This is a genomic window from Tenacibaculum sp. AWR4_210 (genome assembly GCF_056160945.1).
The window spans coordinates 24,433-47,279 of the sequence record NZ_JBSWYF010000006.1 but is presented as its reverse complement, the minus strand read 5'-3'; the positions used below and the strand labels follow the sequence as shown (position 1 = coordinate 47,279).

The 22,847-nt window shown below is 39.2% G+C and carries 22 protein-coding genes; 10 read left to right on the top strand and 12 right to left on the bottom strand.

The window, feature by feature from the left end:
• The first annotated feature begins 4 nt into the window (after nucleotides 1-4).
• The 4 genes from ACXAG7_RS12120 to ACXAG7_RS12105 all read left to right on the top strand — a co-directional run bounded on the left by ACXAG7_RS12120 (nucleotide 5) and on the right by ACXAG7_RS12105 (nucleotide 2,882).
• Entirely contained in the window at nucleotides 5-1,309 is a 1,305-nt protein-coding gene (locus ACXAG7_RS12120; RefSeq protein WP_408043078.1) for an NAD(P)/FAD-dependent oxidoreductase, read from the top strand.
• A gap of 118 nt (nucleotides 1,310-1,427) precedes the next feature.
• Nucleotides 1,428-1,613, top strand: coding sequence for a hypothetical protein (locus ACXAG7_RS12115; RefSeq protein ID WP_476666928.1), 186 nt, complete (start codon nucleotides 1,428-1,430; stop codon nucleotides 1,611-1,613).
• A 5-nt stretch (nucleotides 1,614-1,618) separates the two neighbouring features.
• Entirely contained in the window at nucleotides 1,619-2,011 is a 393-nt protein-coding gene (locus ACXAG7_RS12110; protein ID WP_476666927.1) for a hypothetical protein, read from the top strand.
• Entirely contained in the window at nucleotides 1,971-2,882 is a 912-nt protein-coding gene (locus ACXAG7_RS12105; protein WP_476666926.1) for an AraC family transcriptional regulator, read from the top strand. The genes ACXAG7_RS12110 and ACXAG7_RS12105 overlap by 41 nt, the downstream gene beginning before the upstream one ends.
• A 39-nt stretch (nucleotides 2,883-2,921) precedes the next feature.
• Here the strand turns inward: ACXAG7_RS12105 and ACXAG7_RS12100 are convergent, their stop codons facing one another.
• From ACXAG7_RS12100 to ACXAG7_RS12085, 4 genes are all read right to left on the bottom strand, one after another.
• Nucleotides 2,922-3,389 carry a DUF6428 family protein gene (locus tag ACXAG7_RS12100; protein ID WP_408043082.1) on the bottom strand — a complete coding sequence of 156 codons (468 nt, stop codon included), beginning with the start codon at nucleotides 3,387-3,389 and terminating at the stop codon, nucleotides 2,922-2,924.
• Nucleotides 3,390-3,392: 3 nt separating this feature from the next.
• The gene (locus ACXAG7_RS12095) at nucleotides 3,393-3,995 is read right to left on the bottom strand and encodes a low molecular weight phosphatase family protein (protein WP_408043083.1); all 603 of its coding nucleotides are present in this window, start codon (nucleotides 3,993-3,995) and stop codon (nucleotides 3,393-3,395) included.
• A 49-nt stretch (nucleotides 3,996-4,044) separates the two neighbouring features.
• The gene (locus tag ACXAG7_RS12090; protein WP_476666925.1) at nucleotides 4,045-4,374 is read right to left on the bottom strand and encodes an ArsR/SmtB family transcription factor; all 330 of its coding nucleotides are present in this window, start codon (nucleotides 4,372-4,374) and stop codon (nucleotides 4,045-4,047) included.
• A 262-nt stretch (nucleotides 4,375-4,636) separates the two neighbouring features.
• Nucleotides 4,637-5,146, bottom strand: coding sequence for a flavodoxin family protein (locus ACXAG7_RS12085; RefSeq protein WP_476666924.1), 510 nt, complete (start codon nucleotides 5,144-5,146; stop codon nucleotides 4,637-4,639).
• Nucleotides 5,147-5,292: 146 nt separating this feature from the next.
• On the opposite strand from ACXAG7_RS12085, the gene ACXAG7_RS12080 reads away from it, so the two are divergent.
• From ACXAG7_RS12080 to ACXAG7_RS12065, 4 genes are read left to right on the top strand one after another with little or no spacing between them, the layout of a single operon-like run.
• Nucleotides 5,293-6,147, top strand: coding sequence for a PPK2 family polyphosphate kinase (locus ACXAG7_RS12080; protein ID WP_476666923.1), 855 nt, complete (start codon nucleotides 5,293-5,295; stop codon nucleotides 6,145-6,147).
• Between the two features lie 41 nt (nucleotides 6,148-6,188).
• Nucleotides 6,189-7,016, top strand: coding sequence for an exonuclease domain-containing protein (locus tag ACXAG7_RS12075; RefSeq protein WP_408043087.1), 828 nt, complete (start codon nucleotides 6,189-6,191; stop codon nucleotides 7,014-7,016).
• A gap of 20 nt (nucleotides 7,017-7,036) precedes the next feature.
• Nucleotides 7,037-7,522, top strand: coding sequence for an ABC transporter ATPase (locus tag ACXAG7_RS12070; protein WP_476666922.1), 486 nt, complete (start codon nucleotides 7,037-7,039; stop codon nucleotides 7,520-7,522).
• A 19-nt stretch (nucleotides 7,523-7,541) separates the two neighbouring features.
• Nucleotides 7,542-10,484, top strand: coding sequence for a glycoside hydrolase family 3 N-terminal domain-containing protein (locus ACXAG7_RS12065; RefSeq protein ID WP_476666921.1), 2,943 nt, complete (start codon nucleotides 7,542-7,544; stop codon nucleotides 10,482-10,484).
• Here ACXAG7_RS12065 and ACXAG7_RS12060 read toward each other — a convergent pair.
• The 7 genes from ACXAG7_RS12060 to ACXAG7_RS12030 form a co-directional block, all read right to left on the bottom strand.
• Nucleotides 10,453-11,496: a lysophospholipid acyltransferase family protein gene (locus ACXAG7_RS12060; protein ID WP_408043090.1), complete on the bottom strand. Its 1,044-nt coding sequence runs from the start codon at nucleotides 11,494-11,496 to the stop codon at nucleotides 10,453-10,455. The genes ACXAG7_RS12065 and ACXAG7_RS12060 overlap by 32 nt on opposite strands.
• A gap of 3 nt (nucleotides 11,497-11,499) precedes the next feature.
• Complete coding sequence (locus tag ACXAG7_RS12055; protein WP_408043091.1) at nucleotides 11,500-12,402, bottom strand: bile acid:sodium symporter family protein; 903 nt, start codon at nucleotides 12,400-12,402, stop codon at nucleotides 11,500-11,502.
• Nucleotides 12,386-13,027: a DUF4159 domain-containing protein gene (locus ACXAG7_RS12050; protein ID WP_476666920.1), complete on the bottom strand. Its 642-nt coding sequence runs from the start codon at nucleotides 13,025-13,027 to the stop codon at nucleotides 12,386-12,388. Before ACXAG7_RS12050 ends, ACXAG7_RS12055 begins: the two co-directional genes overlap by 17 nt.
• Before the next feature lie 483 nt (nucleotides 13,028-13,510).
• On the bottom strand, nucleotides 13,511-14,701 hold the full coding sequence (locus ACXAG7_RS12045) for a helix-turn-helix domain-containing protein (RefSeq protein ID WP_408043093.1): 1,191 nt from the start codon (nucleotides 14,699-14,701) through the stop codon (nucleotides 13,511-13,513).
• Nucleotides 14,702-14,744: 43 nt separating this feature from the next.
• Complete coding sequence (locus ACXAG7_RS12040) at nucleotides 14,745-15,455, bottom strand: 16S rRNA (uracil(1498)-N(3))-methyltransferase (protein WP_408043094.1); 711 nt, start codon at nucleotides 15,453-15,455, stop codon at nucleotides 14,745-14,747.
• Nucleotides 15,455-16,573 (bottom strand): GTP cyclohydrolase, encoded by a 1,119-nt coding sequence (locus ACXAG7_RS12035; RefSeq protein ID WP_408043095.1) that lies wholly within the window; start codon nucleotides 16,571-16,573, stop codon nucleotides 15,455-15,457. Before ACXAG7_RS12035 ends, ACXAG7_RS12040 begins: the two co-directional genes overlap by 1 nt.
• A 25-nt stretch (nucleotides 16,574-16,598) precedes the next feature.
• Nucleotides 16,599-17,987 (bottom strand): transporter, encoded by a 1,389-nt coding sequence (locus ACXAG7_RS12030; RefSeq protein WP_476666919.1) that lies wholly within the window; start codon nucleotides 17,985-17,987, stop codon nucleotides 16,599-16,601.
• A 137-nt stretch (nucleotides 17,988-18,124) separates the two neighbouring features.
• Between ACXAG7_RS12030 and ACXAG7_RS12025 the strand changes: the two genes are divergently transcribed.
• Both ACXAG7_RS12025 and ACXAG7_RS12020 read left to right on the top strand, forming a co-directional pair.
• Nucleotides 18,125-18,406 (top strand): DUF4834 family protein, encoded by a 282-nt coding sequence (locus ACXAG7_RS12025; RefSeq protein ID WP_408043097.1) that lies wholly within the window; start codon nucleotides 18,125-18,127, stop codon nucleotides 18,404-18,406.
• Nucleotides 18,407-18,408: 2 nt separating this feature from the next.
• Nucleotides 18,409-20,817 carry a YfhO family protein gene (locus tag ACXAG7_RS12020; protein WP_476666918.1) on the top strand — a complete coding sequence of 803 codons (2,409 nt, stop codon included), beginning with the start codon at nucleotides 18,409-18,411 and terminating at the stop codon, nucleotides 20,815-20,817.
• Between the two features lie 293 nt (nucleotides 20,818-21,110).
• Here the strand turns inward: ACXAG7_RS12020 and ACXAG7_RS12015 are convergent, their stop codons facing one another.
• Nucleotides 21,111-22,847: a helix-turn-helix domain-containing protein gene (locus ACXAG7_RS12015; protein WP_476666917.1), complete on the bottom strand. Its 1,737-nt coding sequence runs from the start codon at nucleotides 22,845-22,847 to the stop codon at nucleotides 21,111-21,113.

The window sequence follows — 22,847 nt, the reverse complement described above, 5'->3', positions numbered from 1 at the left end:
CAAAATGAATATACCTCAAACCAGTTTCCCACGGGTGGTTATCGTGGGTGGGGGATTTGCAGGATTGGCTGTTGCTAAGGGATTAGAAAACCAAAAACTACAAGTTGTCTTAATCGATAAACACAATTACCACACGTTTCAACCATTGCTATATCAAGTTGCCACAGGTGGCCTTGAACCCGACAGTATTGCCTTTCCACTACGCAAACGCTTTAACGACGTCGAAAATTTTTTCTTTCGTTTGGCAGAAGTACAAGGAATAGATGCAGATAAAAATACCATTGAAACTTCAATCGGTTGCTTAGAATACGATAAGCTCATTATTGCTACGGGCTCTACAACCAATTTCTTTGGGAGTGAGAGCATCAAGGCAAATGCGATGGAGATGAAATCAGTTCCGCAAGCACTCAATATCCGAAGTCTCGTTTTAGAGAATTTTGAAGAGGCTTTGTTAGAAAGTAATCTCGAAAAAAGGTTGGCCTTGATGAACTTCGTCATTGTAGGAGGCGGGCCTACAGGAGTTGAGTTGGCGGGCGCTTTAGCCGAAATGAAGAAAGGGATTTTACCCAAAGATTATCCGGATTTAGACATACGTCAAATGAAAATTCACCTTATCCAAGGATCGGATCGATTGTTGCAAGGGATGAGTGAAAAAGCTTCCAAAAAATCTGAAGATTTCTTACGAGAACTCGGTGTAGATATCTGGAAAAACCTGCGAGTACTGAATTACGATGGTACTACCGTAACTACGAGTGGTGAAGAAGCCTTTGAAGCGCAAACAGTTATTTGGGCTGCCGGAGTTCAGGGAGATGCTGTACCCGGTTTAGCAGAGGAGAGTTTGGTGGAGCGAGCAAATCGATTTAAGGTAAATGAGTTTAGCAAAATAGAAGGCTATGAACATGTTTATGCTATTGGAGATGTTGCTTGTATGAAAACCAAAGGTTATGATCACGGACATCCGATGATGGCACAACCCGCTATCCAGCAAGGGAAGTTGTTAGCTAAAAACATCATAGCGGAGCTCAAAGGAAAAAAGAGGAAAGCTTTTGTTTACAACGACAAAGGCTCGATGGCAACCATAGGAAGAAATAAGGCGGTCGTAGATTTGCCAAAGTGGAAGTTTCAAGGAGTGTTTGCCTGGTTTGTATGGATGTTTGTACATCTGTTTTCACTTATAGGTTTTAGAAATAAGGTCATCGTGTTTATGAATTGGGTCTATAACTACGTGCGTTTTGATAGAGAAACACGCTTAATTATACGTCCTTACAAGAAGAAGAACAAGTATTCATTTGACAAGGAGCATGCATAAAACCAGTTCAAATATTCGTTGTTCGGATTGTGGGGTATTTACTGAAAATAGTGATTATTGTAAACAGTGTGGTGCTGTCATATCTTTCCGAAAAAAACGAGAATTAAAAATAGCACAGGTGCAACAAGAAGAAGTGCACGCTTACGAAGACGCTTTGGCAAATCCGAATTTGCCAAAGCGTCTTATGCGTCATAAAAACGCGTTGATGCGAATGTTCGGATACTTGTTGCAATCGGTGTACTTTGTAGGGAGTTTAATTGGAGCCTTATTGGCTTGGTTTGTGGCCATGGTAGCCGCAGGATAATGTTTATGAATTACCTACTATCCTATGTTTTGGTGGTATTGTTGTGCTTAGGAAGCGTGGTGTATGGTTTTCAGCACATGGGGTGGTGGCTACCGAGATGGGTGGCTTGGTATCTCAATGATTTCTTAATTGTTCCCATTAATTTATTGCTGATACTGATCGTAATGCGATACCTAAAGCAGCAACCAGGGTATTTGTTGTCACCTCTATTTATCACCTGTATTTGTATAGGCTACGCTTGGTTTTTTGAATACTATTTACCGCCTATTTCAAATAGGTATACTGCAGATATATGGGATGTTTGTTTGTATTGTGTAGGGGGATTTGTATTTTTCTTGCTTCAAAAACTATCCATACGTGAACACTATAAACAAAGACATCGTCAGCCGAATAAATAAAGCGCTACTCTATATCGACGCACATATTCATGAAAAATTGAAACTCGAAGATATTGCGGTACAAGCGCATTTTTCTGCTTATCATTTTCATCGGTTGTTTTCAGCTGTAGTAGGAGAAACTTTAGCGAATTTTATTAATAGGACGCGTTTGGAAAAAGCGGTCGATCGAATTTTACACCATCCTGAAATGGGGATGACAGAAATTGCTGAATCGCTCGGATTTTCTAGTGTTTCTTCCTTTTCTAGGAGTTTTAAAAAGTATTACGGGGAAAGCCCCAGTACAGTGAAGGGAAAGGTAGTAAGTAAATTTAGCAAGATTTGTATAAGAGATAGCAAAGAAGGACAAAAGGAGGTCGTTTTAGAGGAGTACATTAGCAATGTGAACAAGTATCTAAAATTTATTGAGATGAAAGCAAGTATTGAAGTTCGAGAGCTCGAGCCTATCCAAGTGGGTTATTTGACGCATATCGGAAATCCTGAAGGTGTTGGAGGAGTTTTTGAAGAATTGATTCGATGGGCATTTCCTAGGGGGTTGATGAATGAAACGACTCGAATGATGACCGTATACCACAACAGTCCTAAAATTACTCCAGAAGATAAGTTGAGAATGAGTGCGTGTATTGTGTTAGATAGGCCTGTGGCCATGTCAAATGGTGTTGGTTTGCGCACAGTACCGGGAGGGAAACACGTGGTGGCCCAGTACGAAATTGGGTTGGAAGATTTTCAACGAGCTTGGGAGGCTAACTTTGTATGGCTGTCTGAAAAAGGGTTTAAGGTACGCGGCCAAGAGCCTTTTGAAATTTATTACAACGACTACCGCGAACATCCTGAGAAAAAATGTAGGGTCGATATGTGTATCCCAGTAGAATAAAAAAACAAAAACCGAACGTACAGCGTTCGGTTTTTTAAATTAACAGCATCCAGATGTCGGGTCACAGCTCGAAGAGTTGATTTCCGACAGTCGAATTTTTTGTTTTTGTGGAGGGGTAATTCCACATTGATCTTCGGCCAAACACGCTGTTGCTTTGTTGGTCAGAAGGAAATGAGTTCCGTTAAAATCTAATCCGTATTTACCGATGGTGTCCCCTTGATATTCCACTTCGATAGGTAAATCTTCCAGAGCTAGTGTCTTTTCTGAAAGAGCAATGATGTGCAGTAGTTTCTCGGGGTGCAAACGGTGATCGTAGTCATCCTTGTTCCACAATTGAAAATTAATGACCTGTTCTCTGCGGACGGTACCTCCACAGTCAATAAAGTGTTTTTGAACCAGTCCGACTTCTGTGACGTGAAAATGGGCGGGCACCAAACTGCCGTCAGGTAGTTTAAATCCAATGGTGTTCAGCGTATTGAGATGGTGTTTTATTTCTGATAATTTCATGAGTTATAGGTGGGTTAGTACATAATTGAGTTCTGTAGCAATTTGAAGGCTGCGTTCTGCATAGGTAGCTGCTTCCTCCTGACTGCCGTCTGAATGCTTTGGGTCCTGATAGGTTAGGGGGATCCTGTGTGTTGCACCCGCTATAAAAGGACAACCTTCATCCGCTTCTGAGCAGGTCATGATGGCAATAAAGTTGCCTGAAGGATTCATGGGGTGATCGTAGGTTTTAGATAAAGCAATTACAGGTGCTGAGTCCTTTTGGTATTTGATGCTGTATACTGGATTGCTGCCCTCTGACAACGCATGGATATCGAAACCTTGTGCACTAAGTGTTTTGATAATTTGAGGCGCTACAGCAGTCGCTTCGGTGCCTCCCGAATACGCCGTAAATTGTTGCTTTTTATGAACCTGCGCGAGGGTTTGTAGCCAAACCTGCCCGAGGTGACTCCTTCTAGAATTATGTGTGCAAATAAAATTAAGGCGTACGCTCTCGTGTACCGAGGCTGCTCGTATTGCAGTGATGAGCTCTTGCAAGTGTATTTTTCTGTCCTCCGGGATAGGTCTTGATGCTATTTGTGTAAGCGTGCTTTGTAAACGTGGATTCATAGGTAATTACGTTGTTTGTTGTGCTCTGTAAGGTGAATAGAACTGAATATTAACAGCATTGGTCTTTTGGGGTTAGTTGGCCAAACAGCGCATTAAAACGTTGTTGGATATAGCCCCATTTTTCTGGATTGATGCAATAGCAAATACTTGTACCTTCAATGCTTCCTTGTATGATGCCAATTTTTTTCAATTCTTTGAGGTGTTGTGAAATAGTGGGTTGGGCCAATCCGATTTCGTTCACCAAATCACCACAAATACAGCTTTGGCTTTCTAATAAATATTCAAGGATGGCGATGCGTGCAGGGTGACCTAGCACCTTGGCAATGGTTGCTAGTTCATTTTGAGCGTCGTTAAACATTTCAGATTTGGTAATTCCCATAGTTGTATTATTATATTGCAATATTACGATGAAGTTGGTGTTTGTGCAAGAAAAGTGTAAATTATTTTGAGATTGTTGGCGTTGAGAAGGAGGGGATGAGTTGGTGAGGAAGCGCAGAACGATACGTAGTAGGGTATCGTATCTGAATGGTGTTGGGGGCTAACTACTTATTTAAAGACGGAACTTAATGGTTTTTATAATCTTAGCTCCGAGAATGATCTTACTAGAAAAACACCCTCATTTGAGGGTGAGAAGGAGCCTACTAAAGGCTTTGTTTAAAAGTTTGCAGCTGTTCATTTGCGGCGGTGGCAATGGTTTGTCCGTCTTTGTCAAACCAAACATGTACATCTCCCAAATAATGCATGCCCAGGTAAGCGGCACTCGCTTCAAAAGGCATCGTAAAACCGGGTCTTCGGTCGTTATCGCCCGAATTACTGAGGACGGCGAGCGATTTACCGCGTAACTGTCGTCCTAAATCTTTGCGATAATGCAACAAATCGGAAAGTCTGTCCATAAATACTTTAAGTATACCGCTCATGGTATACCAGTATATTGGTGTGGCGAGTACGATGTTGTCGTATTGCGAAAGTAGGTTTTCCATGAGAGGGATAAAGTCGTCTTCTGCATTTTTCATATCGTAGTCAAAATGCCCTATATTTTTGGTGCTGAGGTCGATAATGTCAAAGCTATTATCTTCGTTGAGTACTTCGAGTATGTGATGGGTGTTTCCCATACTTTTTGAACTCGCTTGTAGGATTACAGTTTTTTTCATGAATTGATTTTTTTTCAAGGATAAAATTGACCAATAAAACTAGAAATCGCTGCGAATTTGTATTGAAATATTTGATAAATACCCAGAAAAAATCAATCGCTTTCCGTTTTAAATTTCTTACTTTTATAGTACTATTACGGATTTTTATGAAGGTATCGGATTACAAGGTCACAGGAAAGGTGGAATTGGCGAAAAGCAATACATCTGTAGTGCGAAAAGACGCTAAAAAAGAATTAAAAAAACTTAGAAAAGAACTCAGTGAGTTGCAAGATGCCATGTATGCAGAAGGCAAGTACAACGTGTTGGTTTGCTTGCAAGGAATGGACACGGCGGGAAAGGACAGTTTAATTCGTGAGGTGTTCAAGGATGTCAATGCACGAGGAGTGGTAGTTCACAGTTTTAAGGTACCGACTTCAAAAGAGTTAAAACACGATTTTTTATGGCGCCACTATATCGCCTTGCCAGAGCGCGGTAAAATTGGAGTTTTCAATCGAACGCATTATGAAAATGTTCTGGTAACCAGAGTCCATCCGGAATATGTTTTGGGGGAACATTTACCCCATATCAAAAGCCTCGATCAGGTAAATGATGCATTTTTTTACGACCGCATGGAACGAATCAACAATTTTGAGAGAAATTTAACGGCGAGTGGAACCATAATTTTGAAGTTTTTTTTAAACTTGTCTAAAGAGGAGCAAAAACATCGGTTGTTACGACGCTTAAATTTACCTGAGAAGAACTGGAAATTTTCAAAAGCGGATTTGGAAGAACGCAAACTTTGGGACAGCTATCAAAAGTGTTACGAAGACCTGTTGAACAGAACCTCGACACCAGAGGCACCTTGGTATATGATTCCGGCAGATGACAAACCTACAGCTCGGACTGTAGTGGCAGCAATTATTGTCGACGAATTGCAAAAATACCAATTTAAAAAACCGACATTGCCAGCAGCACTACTCGAGCAGTTGGAAAATTTTAAGAATCAATTAAATAATGAATAAACTGAGATTTTAATTAGTAATAAAATCTCTTTACGTAACAAATGGAATTAAATTTAAAGAAACCAATCGTATTTTTCGATTTAGAAACAACGGGAATTAGCATTGCATCAGATAGAATTGTGGAGATTTCCATATTGAAGGTATTTCCTAATGGAAATAAAGAGAGCAAAACATGGCTCGTAAACCCTGAGATTGAAATTCCTGCGGAATCTACGGCGGTCCACGGTATTACGAATGAGAAAGTAGTGAACGAACCTACTTTTAAAGAGTTGGCTCCACAAGTAAGCGCGTTGATTGCAGATGCTGATTTGGCTGGGTTTAATTCAAATCGATTTGATATCCCACTATTGGCTGAAGAGCTATTACGTGCTGGAATCGATTTTGATATGAATGACAAAAAGGCGATTGACGTACAAGTAATTTTCCACAAGAAAGAGCAACGTACGTTGAGTGCAGGGTATAAGTTTTACTGCGATAAGGATCTAGATAATGCTCACTCGGCGGAGGCTGATACAATGGCAACGTATGAAATTTTGAAAGCGCAATTAGATCGATATGAGGATATAGAGAACTCTGTAGAGGCCTTAAGTGAGTATTCATCGCATAGCCAACGTGCCGATTTTGCTGGATTTATTTTGTTCAATGAAGAAGGACAAGAGACCTTTTCCTTTGGGAAGTACAAAGGACGATTGGTAGAAGATGTGCTCAAGGAAAATCCGGGGTATAATTCATGGATGCAAAACGCCGATTTCCCGCTTTATACCAAAAAGGTGTTGCGTCAGATCAAAGAACGTATGACAGCGCCAAAAAAAGTGTTATCAGACGATGAAAAGCTAAAAGCTTTACAAGACAAGTTTAATGCGAGATAATTAGAAAAACAAGGTGAACCATGTATACAGAATATAAGAATTTACCCGACAGCGCTCGTGTGTGGATTTATCAATCAGATAGAGAGTTTACGCGAGAAGAGCAGGAGAAAATTAGCGAAAAAGCAATTGCTTTTATTGAAAATTGGACCCGTCATGGATCGGATTTAAAAGGGAGTTTTACCATTAAGTACGGGCAATTCATCACGCTAGGAGTTGATGAGAACTTCAATGGAGTCTCAGGCTGTTCTATCGATGCTTCAGTCCGTTTTATCAAGGAAGTAGAGGCTGAGTTTGGAGTGGATTTAATGGATAAAATGAACGTGTCATTCAAAGATGGCGAACGAATTAATATCGTGAAGCTACCAGAATTTAGAGCTTTTGCCAGTCAGCAAAAAATTACTGAAGAAACGGTAGTGTTTAATAATATGGTAGCTACCAAAGGTGATTTTGAGACGAACTGGGAGGTTCCTGCTGGCGAAAGTTGGCACAAGAGATTTTTGGTATAACTATTGACAGTGTAAGTATATGATACAAAGGAAAGAGATATTTTTTATAGCACTCGTAATGTGTGTTTCTTGGGTAACAGGGCAACAAAAAGACCCCTTGAAAGCCAAAAACGCCGCACAGCAAGAGCAATGGGTTGATAGCGTTATGGTGTCCATGACGTTAGAAGAAAAGTTAGGACAGCTGTTTATGGTGCAAGCCTACTCTAATAGAGATGCAAAACACGTTCGCTTCATTTCTGATTTGATAGCGGATTACCATATCGGTAATTTGATTTTTATGCAAGGAACTCCTGAAAAACAGGTGAAACTTACCAATTTGTATCAAAGTCAAAGTCGCATTCCTTTAATGATTGGTTTTGACGGGGAGTGGGGCTTGGATATGCGATTAAAAAATACCTATAAGTTTCCTTGGAATATGAGCTTAGGAGCGGTTACTGATACCACCTTACTCACAGATTTAGGGCAACAAATAGGAGCTCATTGTAAACGAGTTGGTATTCATATGAACTTCGCACCTGTGGTCGATATCAATACCAACCCAGACAATCCCATTATTGGAAATCGTTCGTATGGAGAGCTCAAGGAAAATGTTGCCGCCAAAGCAGTGGCCTTTACCTTGGGGATGCAAGGGCAAGGTGTGCTAGCCAGTGCAAAGCACTTTCCAGGACATGGAGATACAGCTACAGATTCGCACAAAACACTTCCGACTGTTGATTTTTCAGAACAGAGACTCGATTCGATAGAGTTGTATCCGTATCGAAAAATGTTTGAAGCAGGAGTAGCGAGTGTTATGGTAGCGCATTTGAGTTTACCGCAGGTAGAGTCAAATCCGGAACTGCCTTCGTCACTGTCTAAAGCGGTTGTGACCGGATTGTTAAAAGAGAAAATGGGCTATGAAGGATTGGTGATTACCGACGGATTGAATATGAAAGGTGCAGCGAATTACAGCAGTGCTGCTGAAATTAATTTGGCCTGTTTGTTAGCTGGGAATGATTTGTTACTCATACCACAAGAAATACCGCAAACGGTAGCGCTCTTTAAGAAAGCCTTGCAGGATGGTCGTTTAACGGAAGACCGTATCGATACCTCGGTAAGAAAAATTTTGAAGGCGAAGTACCTTGTCGGTTTGCACCGCTATCAACCTCTCGATGAAACTGGGATTCAAAAAGATTTGCATACCGTAGCCAATGATGTACTGTACCGCAAACTGATGAAAAATGCGCTTACTTTGGTGAAAAATCAAGATTCCATTGTACCTATAGCCCAACTTGAAAAAGAAAAGATTGCCTACGTAGCTCTAGGAGATGGTAGCTCTAGTTCTTTTTTAGGGATGCTTAAAAACTATGCGAAGATCGATAAGGTGAGTGCAAAACACTTGAGTACCTTGCAAAAAAGACTCAAAAAATACAGTACGGTGATAGTAGGTTTTCACAAATCGAACAGGCATCCTTGGAAAAGCTATAAGTTTAGTAACAAAGAGCTCGTTTGGCTTCAAGAAATTGCTCGAAATCACAAAGTAATATTGGCGGTGTTTACCAGCCCTTACAGTTTGAATCAGTTAAAGTCATTTACTAATATTGAGGGAGTTGTCGTCGGATATCAAAACAGCAAGGTAGCACAAGAATTAACGGCTCAAGCCTTGTTTGGAGCCAATGCTATCCACGGAAAGTTACCCGTGAGTATTGGAGAGGAATTTCCGGCAGGAACGGGACTCACTACCAAAGGGCTATCAGTGTTGTCGTATACCATACCTGAAATGGTGGGGGTATCTTCGGATAGCTTGAAAATTATAGATCGTCGTATAGATACTATTTTACAACAGCGCATGGCTCCTGGAGGTCAGGTGTTGATAGCGCGACATGGGAAGGTGTTTTACAATAAAACCTTTGGGTATCACACGACTGCAAAACGCAGGAAAGTAAAAGCTTCCGATGTATACGATTTGGCCTCGTTGACGAAAATTTTAGCTTCCTTACCGGTGTTAATGAAAGCCGAAGAGGAGCGTAAGGTGAGTTTATTTTCGAGTTTAGGAGATGTGTTGCCTCGATATCACGAATCGAACAAAGATACGTTGATGCTCAAAGAAATATTGTCACACTACGCCCGACTGCGATCGTGGATTCCGTTTTATAAAGATACGCAAGATGAGGATACAGGAAAAAATTCGACAGCGTATTACCGAAATAAGTGGTCAAAGAAATACAGTATTAAAGTAGCGAACAAATTGTACTTGGCTAAGAGTTATAAAGACAGTATTTACAAACATATCGTGGATTCGGAACTCCGTGAACGACCAGGGTATAAATACAGTGATTTGGGCTATTATATGATCAAGGAAATAGTAGAGAAAAAATATAAGTTGCCTTTGAATAAACTAGCCGATCAATTGTTTTATAAAAGCTTAGGAGCCTATAGAACTTCGTATTTACCATTGCAAAAATTCCGTAAAAGTGAAATCGTGCCTACTGAGAGAGATTCTTATTTTAGAAACCAATTGGTACACGGTTATGTGCACGATATGGGAGCTGCCATGTTAGGGGGAGTAGGAGGTCATGCTGGTTTGTTTGCCAATGCAAATGACGTGGCAAAAATTATGCAAATGTTCCTTCAAAAGGGCTATTACGGCGGAAAACAATACTTGTCAGCAGAAACTATAGCGAAATTTAACAAGCGTTATTATGCAGATAAAAAGGTACGCCGTGGTTTAGGTTTTGATAAGCCTCAAATTCGACCACAAGAAAAGCCTACCTGTGGATGTGTTTCCGAACACAGTTTTGGTCACAGTGGTTTTACCGGCACCTATGCATGGGCAGATCCTGACTCAGGTATCGTATACGTGTTTTTATCAAATAGGGTGTATCCTACGATGAGAAATAGAGGTTTAGTGCGAAGTAACATGCGCACTAAGATACAAAGCGATATACAAAATGCTATTGTGGAAGAGTTCTCGCACAGCGAGTAAATAGCGCAATGCTTCCGCAGCTCAAACAAAAATACAACACTCCCAATAGGGGAGTAAAGAAGTAGCCTATAAGGGTACTTTGAATACTGTAAAACAAAGGAAATAAGAGGAGGTTGATACTAAATCGAAAGGTGTCGACAAACTCTATTTCCTTTATTTTTTTGTACACTTTTCTCCAGAGTAGGTACGGTAAAATACTGTTGATAACAATCAGGTACCACAACGGAGTTTCCCAAGCAAAACGCTTTTTGGCTACTGCGGGGAATTTTCGTGTTGCAATGATTTTGTTTACGTCAGTAACCGCCGTAAAGTCAGTTTGAGCGGCTACCAGAGATGCAACCGCGCTGTCGTAATGCTCATCATTCGGAATATGTACGCTCAAGGTTTTTAATTGTTCTGAAACTTCTCGTTTTAGCGCTTGAATGTTTGCGTTGGAAATCTCGGCATTGTAGTAGGTGTTGGCTACTATGGGAGTGCCGAAATGTACCGCTGATTTGGAAGGGAACGCAGCCGATTGTTGATAGGTAATTCCTACCGGAACTACATAGATTTTTTTAGTTGGATTTTTTTCTAATGCTCGAAACAAAATTCGGGTAAATCCCTTGCTCAAAGTTCGCACTGTTCTATTGCGGTGATGACTGCCTTCAGGAAAGATTAAAATGGCTCCACGATTAGCCAAAATTTCTTCGCATTGTTCAAATATCGCTTCGTTTTTGGCCAAAGACTTTAACCCATCTCGTATTCGGAAAATAGGCATCATTCCCAAATAACTCAAGTATCTGGCAATCCGAGGGTTTTTAAACACGCCTGCTTGTACTAAAAAATGTAGCGGCATGGGTACCCGAGTAGCAATGAGCAACGGGTCTAACAGGCCATTTGGATGGTTTGCTGTAAACAAAATAGCACCGTCTTTCGGTAAGGGCGCTTTGAAATGAACGGTGATTTTTTTACTGTAGAAAAAAAGCCCCGTTTTAACTATTGATTTTACGATGGTGTAAAGCTTCGTTTTCATGGCTTATCTTTTTCGTCCCCATAGTGTGGCTAGGCTCATTCCTGAAAAGATGTCCCATACTCCCCAAAATGCCGCAAGTAGGGCCATTCCTCCTAGGCCGTCAAAAAAGCTAAAGATGAGTAAGAGGCCTAAGCCTCCGTTCTGAATGCCCGTTTCTATGGTAATGGTTTTGGTATCGGTGTCATTGAGTTTAGCGATTTTTGCAGTGCTATAGCCAATGAGGTAGGCAAGGATATTGTGGAATACAACTAAGAATAAAACGTGATGTATGTGGTTTTTAAAAATTGCAGCATTGTCGTAGAGCGCAATTACAATTAAAATAATAAAGAAAATCACCGAAAAAGGACGTAATACGGTGTTAATTTTCGCTGCCATTTCTGGATGGTAGTGTTTTATAAACATACCAAAAAGCAGCGGTAGGCCTAAAATAAGGACCACTAATTTTACCAATTCATAAGGGTTCAGTGCTACGGTCTGTAATATTTTTTCTGTGGGAGGATACAAGCTAGCCCACAACTGTAAATTAAAGGGGGTTAATACGATACAAACTACCGTTGCAAAGGCTGTTAAACTGATAGATAATGCACTGTTTCCTCCTGCCATTTTACTAAAAAAGTTTGAAACATTGCCTCCCGGACAAGCTGCGATGAGTATCATACCCAAGGCAAAACTGGGGTGCGGTTGTATGATGTATACCGCTAAAAAAGTGAGTGCGGGTAGGATGATGAACTGGGCAGCTACCCCCGTTAGTAAGATTTTCGGATGTTGCAAAAGTCGTTTAAAGTCACTTATAGTAATATCCAGGGAGACACCAAACATAATAATCGCAAGCGCTATGTTTAACATCCACAGCGCATCGGTATCAAAATTTATACGTATTTGGTCAATATTAGTGTTTAAAAGCATATTCAATGATGTTAGCACCCATTTTTAGCGCTTTCATACGTACTTCTTCAGGATCGTTGTGTACTGCAGGGTCTTCCCAACCATCACTTAAATCACATTCAAAATCGTATAGTATTACTAAGCGCCCTTCATAAAAAACACCGAGGGCTTCGGGTCTCTTTTTATCGTGTTCATGAATTTTAGGTAATCCTTGTGGGAAGTTAAAAGTCTGGTGAAAAATAGGGTGGTCGTTAGGCAATTCAGTCAGTGGGTGGTTCGGAAACAATTCAGTGATTAGCGGACGAATATAGCGGTCCATTCCGTAATTGTCTGAAATATGAAGAAAGCCTCCGGACTTTAAATAGGTTTTTAATTTGGTTATTTCATCGTCGGTAAAACTCACATGTCCATGTCCTGTCATAAACAAAACTGGGTAATTGAAAATAGCCTGATCTGTAGGTGAAACTACTTGTACGTCGGTATCGAGTGCCGTTTTGACATGGGCGTTGGTAAATTTTACTAAGTTGGGTACTGCAGTCGGGTTGGCGTACCAATCGCCTCCTCCAGAATATTTGAGTACGGCAACTTGTTGCGCGAACGCATGACAAGTTAGGAAACACAAAATTATTTTAACGATTGCTTTCACGAAGATTGAATTTACGGACAATATACTAAACTTCATAAAAAAAACACCAACTATGAGTTGGTGTTTCCTTTTTTCCCCTTATAGAATTAATAGATTGAAAAAATCTTATACTTTACGTAAGTCAGATTGTTTGTACTAATTCCATTACAATTCTACGAGATTTTTTCAGTTATCGAGTTCGAAAACGTCCAAAAGACGTGAATTCGAACCAGTTGCTAAGATTATTATTCATGCATTTTATAAAAAAAACATCAACTAGCGAGTTGATGTCTTTTAGAAATAGCCTTTCCTTTTTCATTATTGTTTTTGTAGGTAAAACAACAAGTTATGTTAACTATATAGTATACTTAAATTAAAAACCCCTTCACAAATTTTTAATTTGAATACACATTCAAATTGTTAGTCAAATATATAGGATACGTAGGATACAAGGGTTTTAATTCGTCCATTTTGGACGTTTTCGGACTGATCTATTGTCAAAAATTAATTCGCTAAAACTTGATTTCGATAATTAACAGGGGTGAGTCCGGTGTGTTTTTTAAAAACGGTGTAAAAAGTAGATTTTGAGTTAAACCCCGATTCTAAACCAATAGAGGTAATAGTGTAGTTTTCGTAATCACTATCCGTTAACAATGTTTTGGCTTGGTCGACACGCATTTCATTAAGGTAGTCAATAAAGCTTTTTCGAGCGATGGTATTGATGATTACGGAAAGCGTACTCGAGCTGTACTCACAATCCATTGCCAAATTTTGCAGCGTATATTTAGTGAGCAAATATTTTTTTTCTTTGCGAATGAACTGATCTAATTCTTTAAAATACTCTTGGTACTTTTCCAATTGTTCTTTGGAGTGTATGGCTGTCGAATTTTCTTCTTTTGGTTTTAGGTTTTCTTCGGGCTTTGTCGGTTTATCTGTTCGCTCAGCCGTTTCGTTGAGGTTTTTTCTCAGTGTTTGGCGTTCTTTTAATATGCGAACCTGTCGTAACCCTTGGTATCCCAGCCAATATATAAGTATGGTTGTGTAAATGCGCAGGGGATAATACGAAAACAAAAAGCCTTGAAAGTTTAAACTAAATTTGATGATTAAGGCAGCAATCCACAAGAGGTACCCTAAAGAAGAGAGAATAAAAAAGTTATGAATCCACCTTAGGTTGTCATAGGTCAGTAGTTGGGAAAAGAATTTTTCTTTTTTGTACAACAAATAATACGAATACAAAAACAAACTGATGGAAATAGCAAAGCTAACAGACTCTTCAATAGATGTATATCGCTCAAATGCTAGGTCTTGAATGCTCCTGTCAGACGTAGGGTCATAATTGTATACAAAACTCACTTGAGCAATGACGGCTACTAGAAATAACGGTATCGCCACCTTGAGTAAATTGTAGGTTTTTGAGGTGATATCTAGGTAGTGAATCAAAAACATATACAAGAATGGCATGGCCAAAAAGTGCCATGGAATTTGCAGGTATTGGAGCGCAAATTTGTGTTGAAACAATCCCATTGCCAAAGCCCATGACTGTATATTGTTTAAAGATATCGAGAGTATGAGTAAATTCAGATACCGCATGCTTTTTTCACCTCCATTCTTGGAAGCAAAAAGCAAGGCACTAAAGCCGAAGCCATGCAGTGCACTTACGAGCAAAAACAAGTTAAAAATATCCGCGGTGTTCAAAGGACTCTCAATTTATCAGAGAGTTAAATATACAAAAAATGAATTATTCGTGAATAAAATTGATTCTTTGTACAGCATTTAATCCTGCGGTCTCTGTTCGGAGTCGAGTATTTCCTAAACTGATGGGTTGATATCCTTGGGTGATTGCAGCGTGAATCTCATCCGTAGAAAAGTCTCCTTCTGGTCCAATAAGTACGGTATACGATTGCTCGGGCTGTACAAGTTGTCTCAGTAATTGCTTTGGTTTATCGTCTTCGCAATGTGCTATAAATAGCTGGTCGTTGTTATGGGTAGCAATAAAATCAGCCAGTTTGGTTGCTTCGTTTAAAATGGGGAGTTTGTATTGCAGGGACTGTTTCATAGCACCTTGAATAATTTTATTCATGCGTTCTATTTTTACAATCTTGCGTTCAGAGTTCTTACAAATAATTGGAGTTATGCTGTCGATTCCAATTTCTGTTGCTTTCTCCAAAAACCACTCAAAGCGGTCATTGTTTTTGGTGGGGGCAATGGCTACGTGTAAGGAATAGGAGCGTTTTGCTGGCATTGCTTGGCCTTCGATAACGGTTGCCGTACATTTTTTATCACTCGCTATGATAATAGCGACTTTGAACAAGAAGTTCTTTCCATTGGTGATGAGAAGCTGATCGCCTTCTTTTTTCCTTAAAACACGTACAATATGTCTCGATTCTTCCTTGTCAAATACGAGTTGTTCAGTGTTTTCGTCAATGGTTGGATTGTAAAATAGCTGCATTAAATATCCTTTCTATAAGTTCTACGTCTTTTGTGCGTTTGCGGGTCAAAATCTTTCCATATGTTTTTAATCGCAATGTTATCCTCTAACTCTGGAGTACGAATACAATTTTCGATTCCTTTGGCTTTAAAACTCTTTACGTACTCTCTAAAAATAACCGCTGTGGCTCCTTTGTTTTGGTAATCGGGGTGTACACCTATCAAATAGAATATAACATCCTTAGCATTTTTACGCGCGTTTAGCATATGAAAGAGACCGAACGGGAACAGTTTTCCTCGAGCCTTTTGCAATGCTTTAGAAAACGAAGGCATTACGATGGCAAAGGCGATGAGTTTGTCATCTTTATCAAATACAAATTTGATGTATTCTGGATTGATAAAGCTGATGTATTTTTCCTTAAAGTATGTGATTTGTGAGTCAGAAATAGGAACGTAGGTCGATAACTTTGAATACGATTTGCTAAACAAATCAAACATTTCCTCTACATAAGGCATGATTTCTTTAGAATTGGTAAAATTTCTAGCTTTCAGTTGAAAGCGTTTTTCGATGAGGTTTCCTGCTTTAGTGTATTTGGCTTCGCTCACATTTTTAAACAGAAACTTGTTCTCTAAGTATTCTTTTTCTTTGACGAAACCGAGTGTTTCCAGGTGTTTTTGCTGATGGGGAAGGTGATACCAAGTAATCATAGTTCCGATGTGGTCAAACCCATCAATAAGAACCCCCGTCTTGTCCAGATTATTAAAACCTACCGGACCTTCCATGTAGGATAAGCCTTTTTCTTGTCCGAGTTCTTGGACTTTGTTTAATAGGGCTTCACTCACGGCTATATCATCGATAACATCGTACCAACCGAAGCGCATTTTCTTCAATTGTTGTTGTTCAATTTCATAGCTATTGGTGATTGCTGCAATTCGTCCTACGGGCGTACTCCCTTTATAGGCGATGAAATAGCGCGCCTGCGCGTGTTCAAATACCGGGTTTTTTTCAGGGTTAAAGGTTTCGAGTTCATCCTTGATAATAGGAGGTACCCAATAGGGATTGTCTTTATAAAGTGAAAAAGGAAATTTAACAAATTGTTTCATTTCCTTTTTAGTTATGGCTTCTTTAATATGGATCATAGTAATTGTATAATACTACAAGTAATTAATTATCTTCTTCGTTTTCTTTTTCTTTCTCCTTTTTTTTCTTCTCTTTTTCCTCTTCTTTCTTAATTTCTTCTTCTAGTTCTTTAATCTCTTTTTCTAGTTTGAGACGAGCTTTTTCTTTTTCCTTAGCAGCCTTTTCTTTTTCTTTCGCTTCTCTCTCCTTTTCTTTTTCAAGTCTTTTGCGCTCTTTCTCTTTTTCTTTTTCTGCACGGCGCTTTTCTTTGGCTGCTTGTTTTGCAGCTTTTTTCTCTGCTTTTTTAGCAGCTTTCGCCGTTTTTTTCTTTTGTTTAGCGTCTTCTTTTGAAATGATGTCAATGAGCGATTCTTCGCGCTGTCTTCGAGGCTTTTCTACTCGTAAAGGAGCACTGTCATCTGCAGGACTCATATCGAGGTTCACTTTTTGTTCCCTTTTGTCTTTCTTTTTAAACAGACGTCCAATTTTACTGAATAAGCGACCGAAGAAACTTCTATTCTCGTCGTATTTTATAGGTTTGTCTTCTTCGATTTTATTTCCGAATTCATCGATTTCTACAAAGCTATCGACATGTCGATCCAAACGGTACGATACTCCAATTGCCGCAGTCATTCCTACCGTGTTTCGTTCAAAATTGGCTCTTACAGATGCGTTAAACTGCATGTTTTCACTCCATAAATAGGCAGCACCCCCACCGATACTAGAGGTTTGTTCATATTTTGCAAAAATACCCTGCATTTCTGCAAACCCCGACCAGTAGTCATTGAAATTATAGGTTCCGGTTACTACGTATGAATATTCTCTGAAATCACTACCTATATTGTTGTAGTATAGGTTTGTTACTACATTGAGCTTGTCTGAGAATTCATTTTGGAGTAAAACGCCCACCTTTGGGGTAATTCCGCCCTGGTTGTGGTAGTCGTTTAAAAAGCTTCCGAAGTTCAGGCCTGCATAAACTCCAACATGAGGAATCCATCGCTTCCAATCAAAGGAATGCCTGGCTTTCCAGCTTCGAATTTCTTTTGATTTATCGGTATAAGTAGGTGCGTACACTAAGTACTTTGCGCCTAAGGTAAATTTACTCAACCCAGTGTTGTAATACGAAGAGGTAAAGATGTTTTTAAACGCGATTTGGTTATTAGAAAGTGCCGTGTTTAAATTAAATTCAAGTTTTTCATGCAAAAAACTCGTTCTAAAAAGTAAATCCAAACCAATGGATTGTGGATTGCTAAAAGTTTCACTAATCGGAACTTTTCTGAAAAATAACGACGATTCTAATTGGTATACTCCCGATCCAACACTGTAAGGTGATTCTGATAGTCCTGGTCTGTTTGAGTTTATAACACTAGTGTATTGTGCTTGAGCACAAAGACTTGTGAATAATAAAGTAAACGCTAAGAGTTTTCTTACCATGTTATAATACCAATTTAAAGGAGTGATACAAACATACAGTAAAAATATGAAATACCGTACATTTGAAGATTTGTAAAGTCTTAACGTAACCTTTTACTTCAAATTGTTATTTTTGATTAAATTTTTAAGTTTTTTTAATGAATATACAGGTAGCCGGCCCAATCGCCTTTTTAAAAACGCTCTTAATTTTGGCCTTAATATATTATGTGTTAAAGTTTTTAGCACGTACGTTTGGTCCTTACATTTTGAAAAAGGCTGTTGACAAAGCTCAAAAGCAAGCGGCACAGCAACGAGCACAGTACGAACAACGTGACACCACCGTGGATGTAGGTAAAACGGTAATAGATAGAAAGCCCAACAACACGAAACAAAGTAACGACTCCGTTGGGGAGTACGTTGATTTTGAAGAAATCGAATAACTATGAATTTAAAAAAGTTTATCCCTTATGCCATTGCAATTGCGAGTTTTGCAGTGGTTTCTCTTTTGTATTTTAATCCTGTACTTAGTGGCAAACAAATTAAACAAGGTGATATTGCCCAGTTTATTGGTATGGCTCGACAGGCCAAAGAGCACCGAGTAAGTACCGGTGAAGAATCGTATTGGTTAAATAATGCGTTTAGCGGAATGCCTACCTATCAGGTCGGCGCGTATTTTCCGAATGATTTTATTCGCTATGTCGATAAAGCAATTCGCTTTTTACCCCGCCCAGCAGACTACTTATTTTTGTACTTTTTTAGCTTCTTTATATTACTTACCGCTCTAAAGGTAGATTGGAAATTAGCTATTTTAGGAAGTCTGTCCTTTGGTTTTTCTACGTACATGATTATCATTTTTGGGGCAGGACACAATGCCAAGGCGCATGCAATTGGATATATGCCTCTCGTATTGGCAGGGGTGGTTTACCTCTATCAAAACAAGCTGTTGTTAGGGTTTGCGCTGACCTCGTTGGCCATGGGATTGGAAATTAGTACCAATCACCCACAAATGACCTATTATTTAGGGTTTTGCTTGTTGATACTAGGGGTTACAGAACTAGTAGTTGCTTACAAAAAACAACGATTGGCGCTCTTTGCAAAGCAGAGTGGCTTGGTGATCCTCGCAGCCGTCTTAGGACTCACTGTAAACGCGACGCGATTGATGGCGACCAAAGAATACGCTGACTATAGTACCCGTGGAAAATCGAGTTTGACCATCACGCCAGAAGGAACCCCTAAAAAGGCGTCAACGGGATTAGATACTTCTTATATTACGGAGTACAGTTATGGAATTGCCGAAACTTTTAACCTGATGATTCCGAGATTTATGGGAGGAGGGACTATTGAAGCCCTTGGAAATGATTCCAGCTTTTATGAAACGATAAAATTGAACGCAGGACCGAGAGTGGCCGATGAGTATTCAAAACAAGTGTATACGTATTGGGGAGATCAACCTATTGTGGAAGCTCCTGCGTATATCGGCGCCGTAGTATTTCTGTTGTTTTTCCTAGGAGTATTTCTCGTTCGTGACAAATTAAAATACTGGTTAGTTGCCGCTACTATCTTTTCGATAATGATGAGTTGGGGGAAAAACTTTGCTGGATTGACGAATTTCTTTATTGATTATATACCGCTTTATAACAAATTCAGAGCAGTTTCTTCCATCCAAGTAATAGCGGAACTTTGTGTACCATTGTTAGGTGTTTTGGCACTAAGAGATTTCTTTAATGCAGAGATTTCGAAGGAAGAAAAATGGGATGCCCTGAAAAAATCCTTTATGGTCATGGGAGGAATTTCTTTAGTATTCCTGCTGTTTGGAGGGAGTTTGTTCCATTTTGAAGGATTGCGCGACGGAAGTTATCAGCAATTACCCGAATTACAAGGAGCATTGATACGTGATCGTAAGGATATGTTGTTTAATGACAGCTTGCGAACACTTATACTCGTAAGTATAACAGCAGGTGCGCTATGGGCATTTTTACAAGACAAACTTAAATTAGTACCGGTACTGTTGGTTTTAGGAGGACTCGTCGTCTTTGATTTGGTTAGTGTAGATATCAAGTACGTTAATAAGGAAGATTTTACGAGCAAGCGTAAAGTAATGAATCCTTTTAAAGCAAATCAGGCAGATAAAGAAATTCTAAAAGATGCATCGTATTACCGCGTGGCTAATTTTACAGGAAATGTGTTGAATGAAGCACGTACATCGTACTTTCACAATTCTATTGGAGGGTATCACGCGGCAAAAATGAAGCGATATCAAGAACTTTTTGAATATCAATTAGCAAAAAAGAATACTGAAATTCTCAATATGTTGAATACGAAGTATATGATTGTTGGAGAGAATAAGGTACAGGAGAATCCGGATGCCAATGGTCCGGCCTGGTTTGTGAATGAGTTGTTATTGGTAAGGTCAGCAAATGAAGAAATACAAGGTTTAGACAGCTTGAATACGAAGCGTACGGCATTGTTAAATGTTGAAGATTTTAAGGAATTTTCGGGAAGCCAGAAAAGCGTACTATTTCCTAAAGATAGCACGGCCAGGATTACTATGACCGCTTTTAAGCCTAATGCGATTACTTATACCACGAGTACCCAAGAAGAACAATATGCTGTCTTTTCGGAAATGTATTACGGCAAAGGATGGAATGCCTATGTCGATGATGTATTGACTCCACACCAACGCGTCGATTATGTTTTACGTGGAATGAAAGTTCCGGCCGGAAAGCATACAATAGTATTTAAGTTTGAGCCTTCTGTAATTCAGCGTGGATCCATGGTGTCATTGCTAGGGTATATATTCATGATTTTACTGCCAGTTGGAGGGTATTTTTACCAGCGAAAAAAATCTTAATTTATCAAGAGAAACGGATAGATTAACGTTTAAATAAATGACTCAAAAAGGGTGTTGTTACAGTTGTAATGGCATCCTTTTTTAGTTAAAGTGCTTTGGGGTTAAGTTGTTGTTTGTTAGGGGTTTGGGTGTTACATTTTATAAAATGATTCCACTAGTTTTAGGAAAATAGGTAGGGTCTCGGTATCTTTGTTAAGCAAACGAGAAGCATACAAAATATACATTAACGCATATTAAAAAAGGAGAAGTATTATTGCTTATTGCTATGAGAATTTTAAAAGAGAGTTTAGTTGCTATGAACTCTCTTTTTTTTGTTTTAATTCGGTTATGTAGGCAGATGGAGTTTGCCCTATTTGTTTTTTAAATGCCCTAGTAAAAGAGGAGGCATTTTTATAACCGGCCTCTTCCGCCAATGCTTGAACAGTAAACATTCTGAATGTAGGATTATCCTTCAATTGGGCTACGATATAGTTGATTTTTTGTTGTGCGTAGTAATTGGTGAAACTCATGTGTTTATGTTCGTTAAAAACATAGGAAATATAGGTCGTATTGGTTTCTAAAGCAGCTGCTAAATACTGAATGGAAAAATCTGGCTTTAAAAACTGTCGCTGTTTGTCTACCTCTTCTAAATAAGAAAGTATGTGTCGCTCGAGTTCTGGGTCGATATTATAGGTCTTTTTTTCGGAAACAGCACTTTTTTCTTTTCCTTTTTGGTCGACAACAGTTTCTCGGATTTCTTCAGGTGGCTGTGCGGCTCCAGTTCGTTTTCTCCATACTAACAAGAGTAATGCCAGTAGTACTGTTAGTAGTGCTAGCCCCCATAAAAAAATAGCTTTTTGTTGCTTGTTTGTTTTCTTTTCGATGGCCTGTTGTAAAGCCTCGGCTTTTGAACGATTGTGATCTAGAAAAAGGTGATAGGTATTGTATTTGTGCTTACCTGCCAGTTCAATTTGACTCAACGTGAGGTCCGAATACTTAGAGGCACTATCTGTTTGATTTAGTCTAAAGTAGCTCGTAGAGAGTACTTTGTAAATTTCGATGAGTTTACTGCTTGTTTTGTTTGGGTATTTAAGAAACTTTTCTGCGAAAAAGATAGCAGAGTCAGTTTGTTGTAAGTGGTAATAGCACAGGGCCTTCTGATAGCTTAACGGTTTTTTGTAAGGGTAGCCAGCACTGATGCTTTTATAGGTTTTGACCAAGCTTAAGGCTTGCTTGTAGTCTTCTTGCGCAATGAGTACTTTTACTTTGTTGAGCATGTGTATTATTGGCGTGTCTTTATGAGGAGGATCTAAAGCAAGTGCTTTAGCATAGCCCTTGTTGTATTGAACCAAAGCACTGTCGAGATACCTTTTGTCTCCAGTTAAAATACCGGATTGATAGTAGCTGTTTCCCAATACGTTTTGAAGGTTGGCTGTAGCCAACAAATACCCTTTATGTTGCTCGAGGTCATTCGGTAGATTTGTGGTCTCTTGAAGTGCTTTTTTAATTATTTCGATGGCTTCAAGGGGTAGGTTGAGTTTGTTTTTAATAACCGATTTATTAATAGTTAATCCGATGGTATTTATGTGATAACTATTGGTTTTGTCATAGTAAGAAAGAAATTTTTCGGCCTGAAGTAGGTGTTTAAAGGCTTCCTCATACAGTTCCAGGTTCTTGTAAGTCCAAAAATAGCGGTTGTGCATACCGAGTCCGGCTTCATAAGCAGCTGGGGAAATTTGTGCATCAGGAGTGTTTCGAAGGTAATTTGTTAGTTTGTGATTGCAGCTATCAAGGAGTTTTAACGTATGGTCAAACTCTCTTTTTCGATAGTATTGGTAAGCTGTATTTAAGTCGGCTTTTACACTGAATTCCAATATACCGAGTGCTTTTAGTTTGGCAACATAAAATTGAACGCTATCGGCATTACTATTTTTAAAATGCTTTAATTTTTTTTCGTAAGTATTGGCCAATTCGGATGGGGTCTGTGCATGAGTAGGCCGGACGAGTACTAAACTCCAAAAGAGTAAAAAAACAGCATGGAATAACTTCAT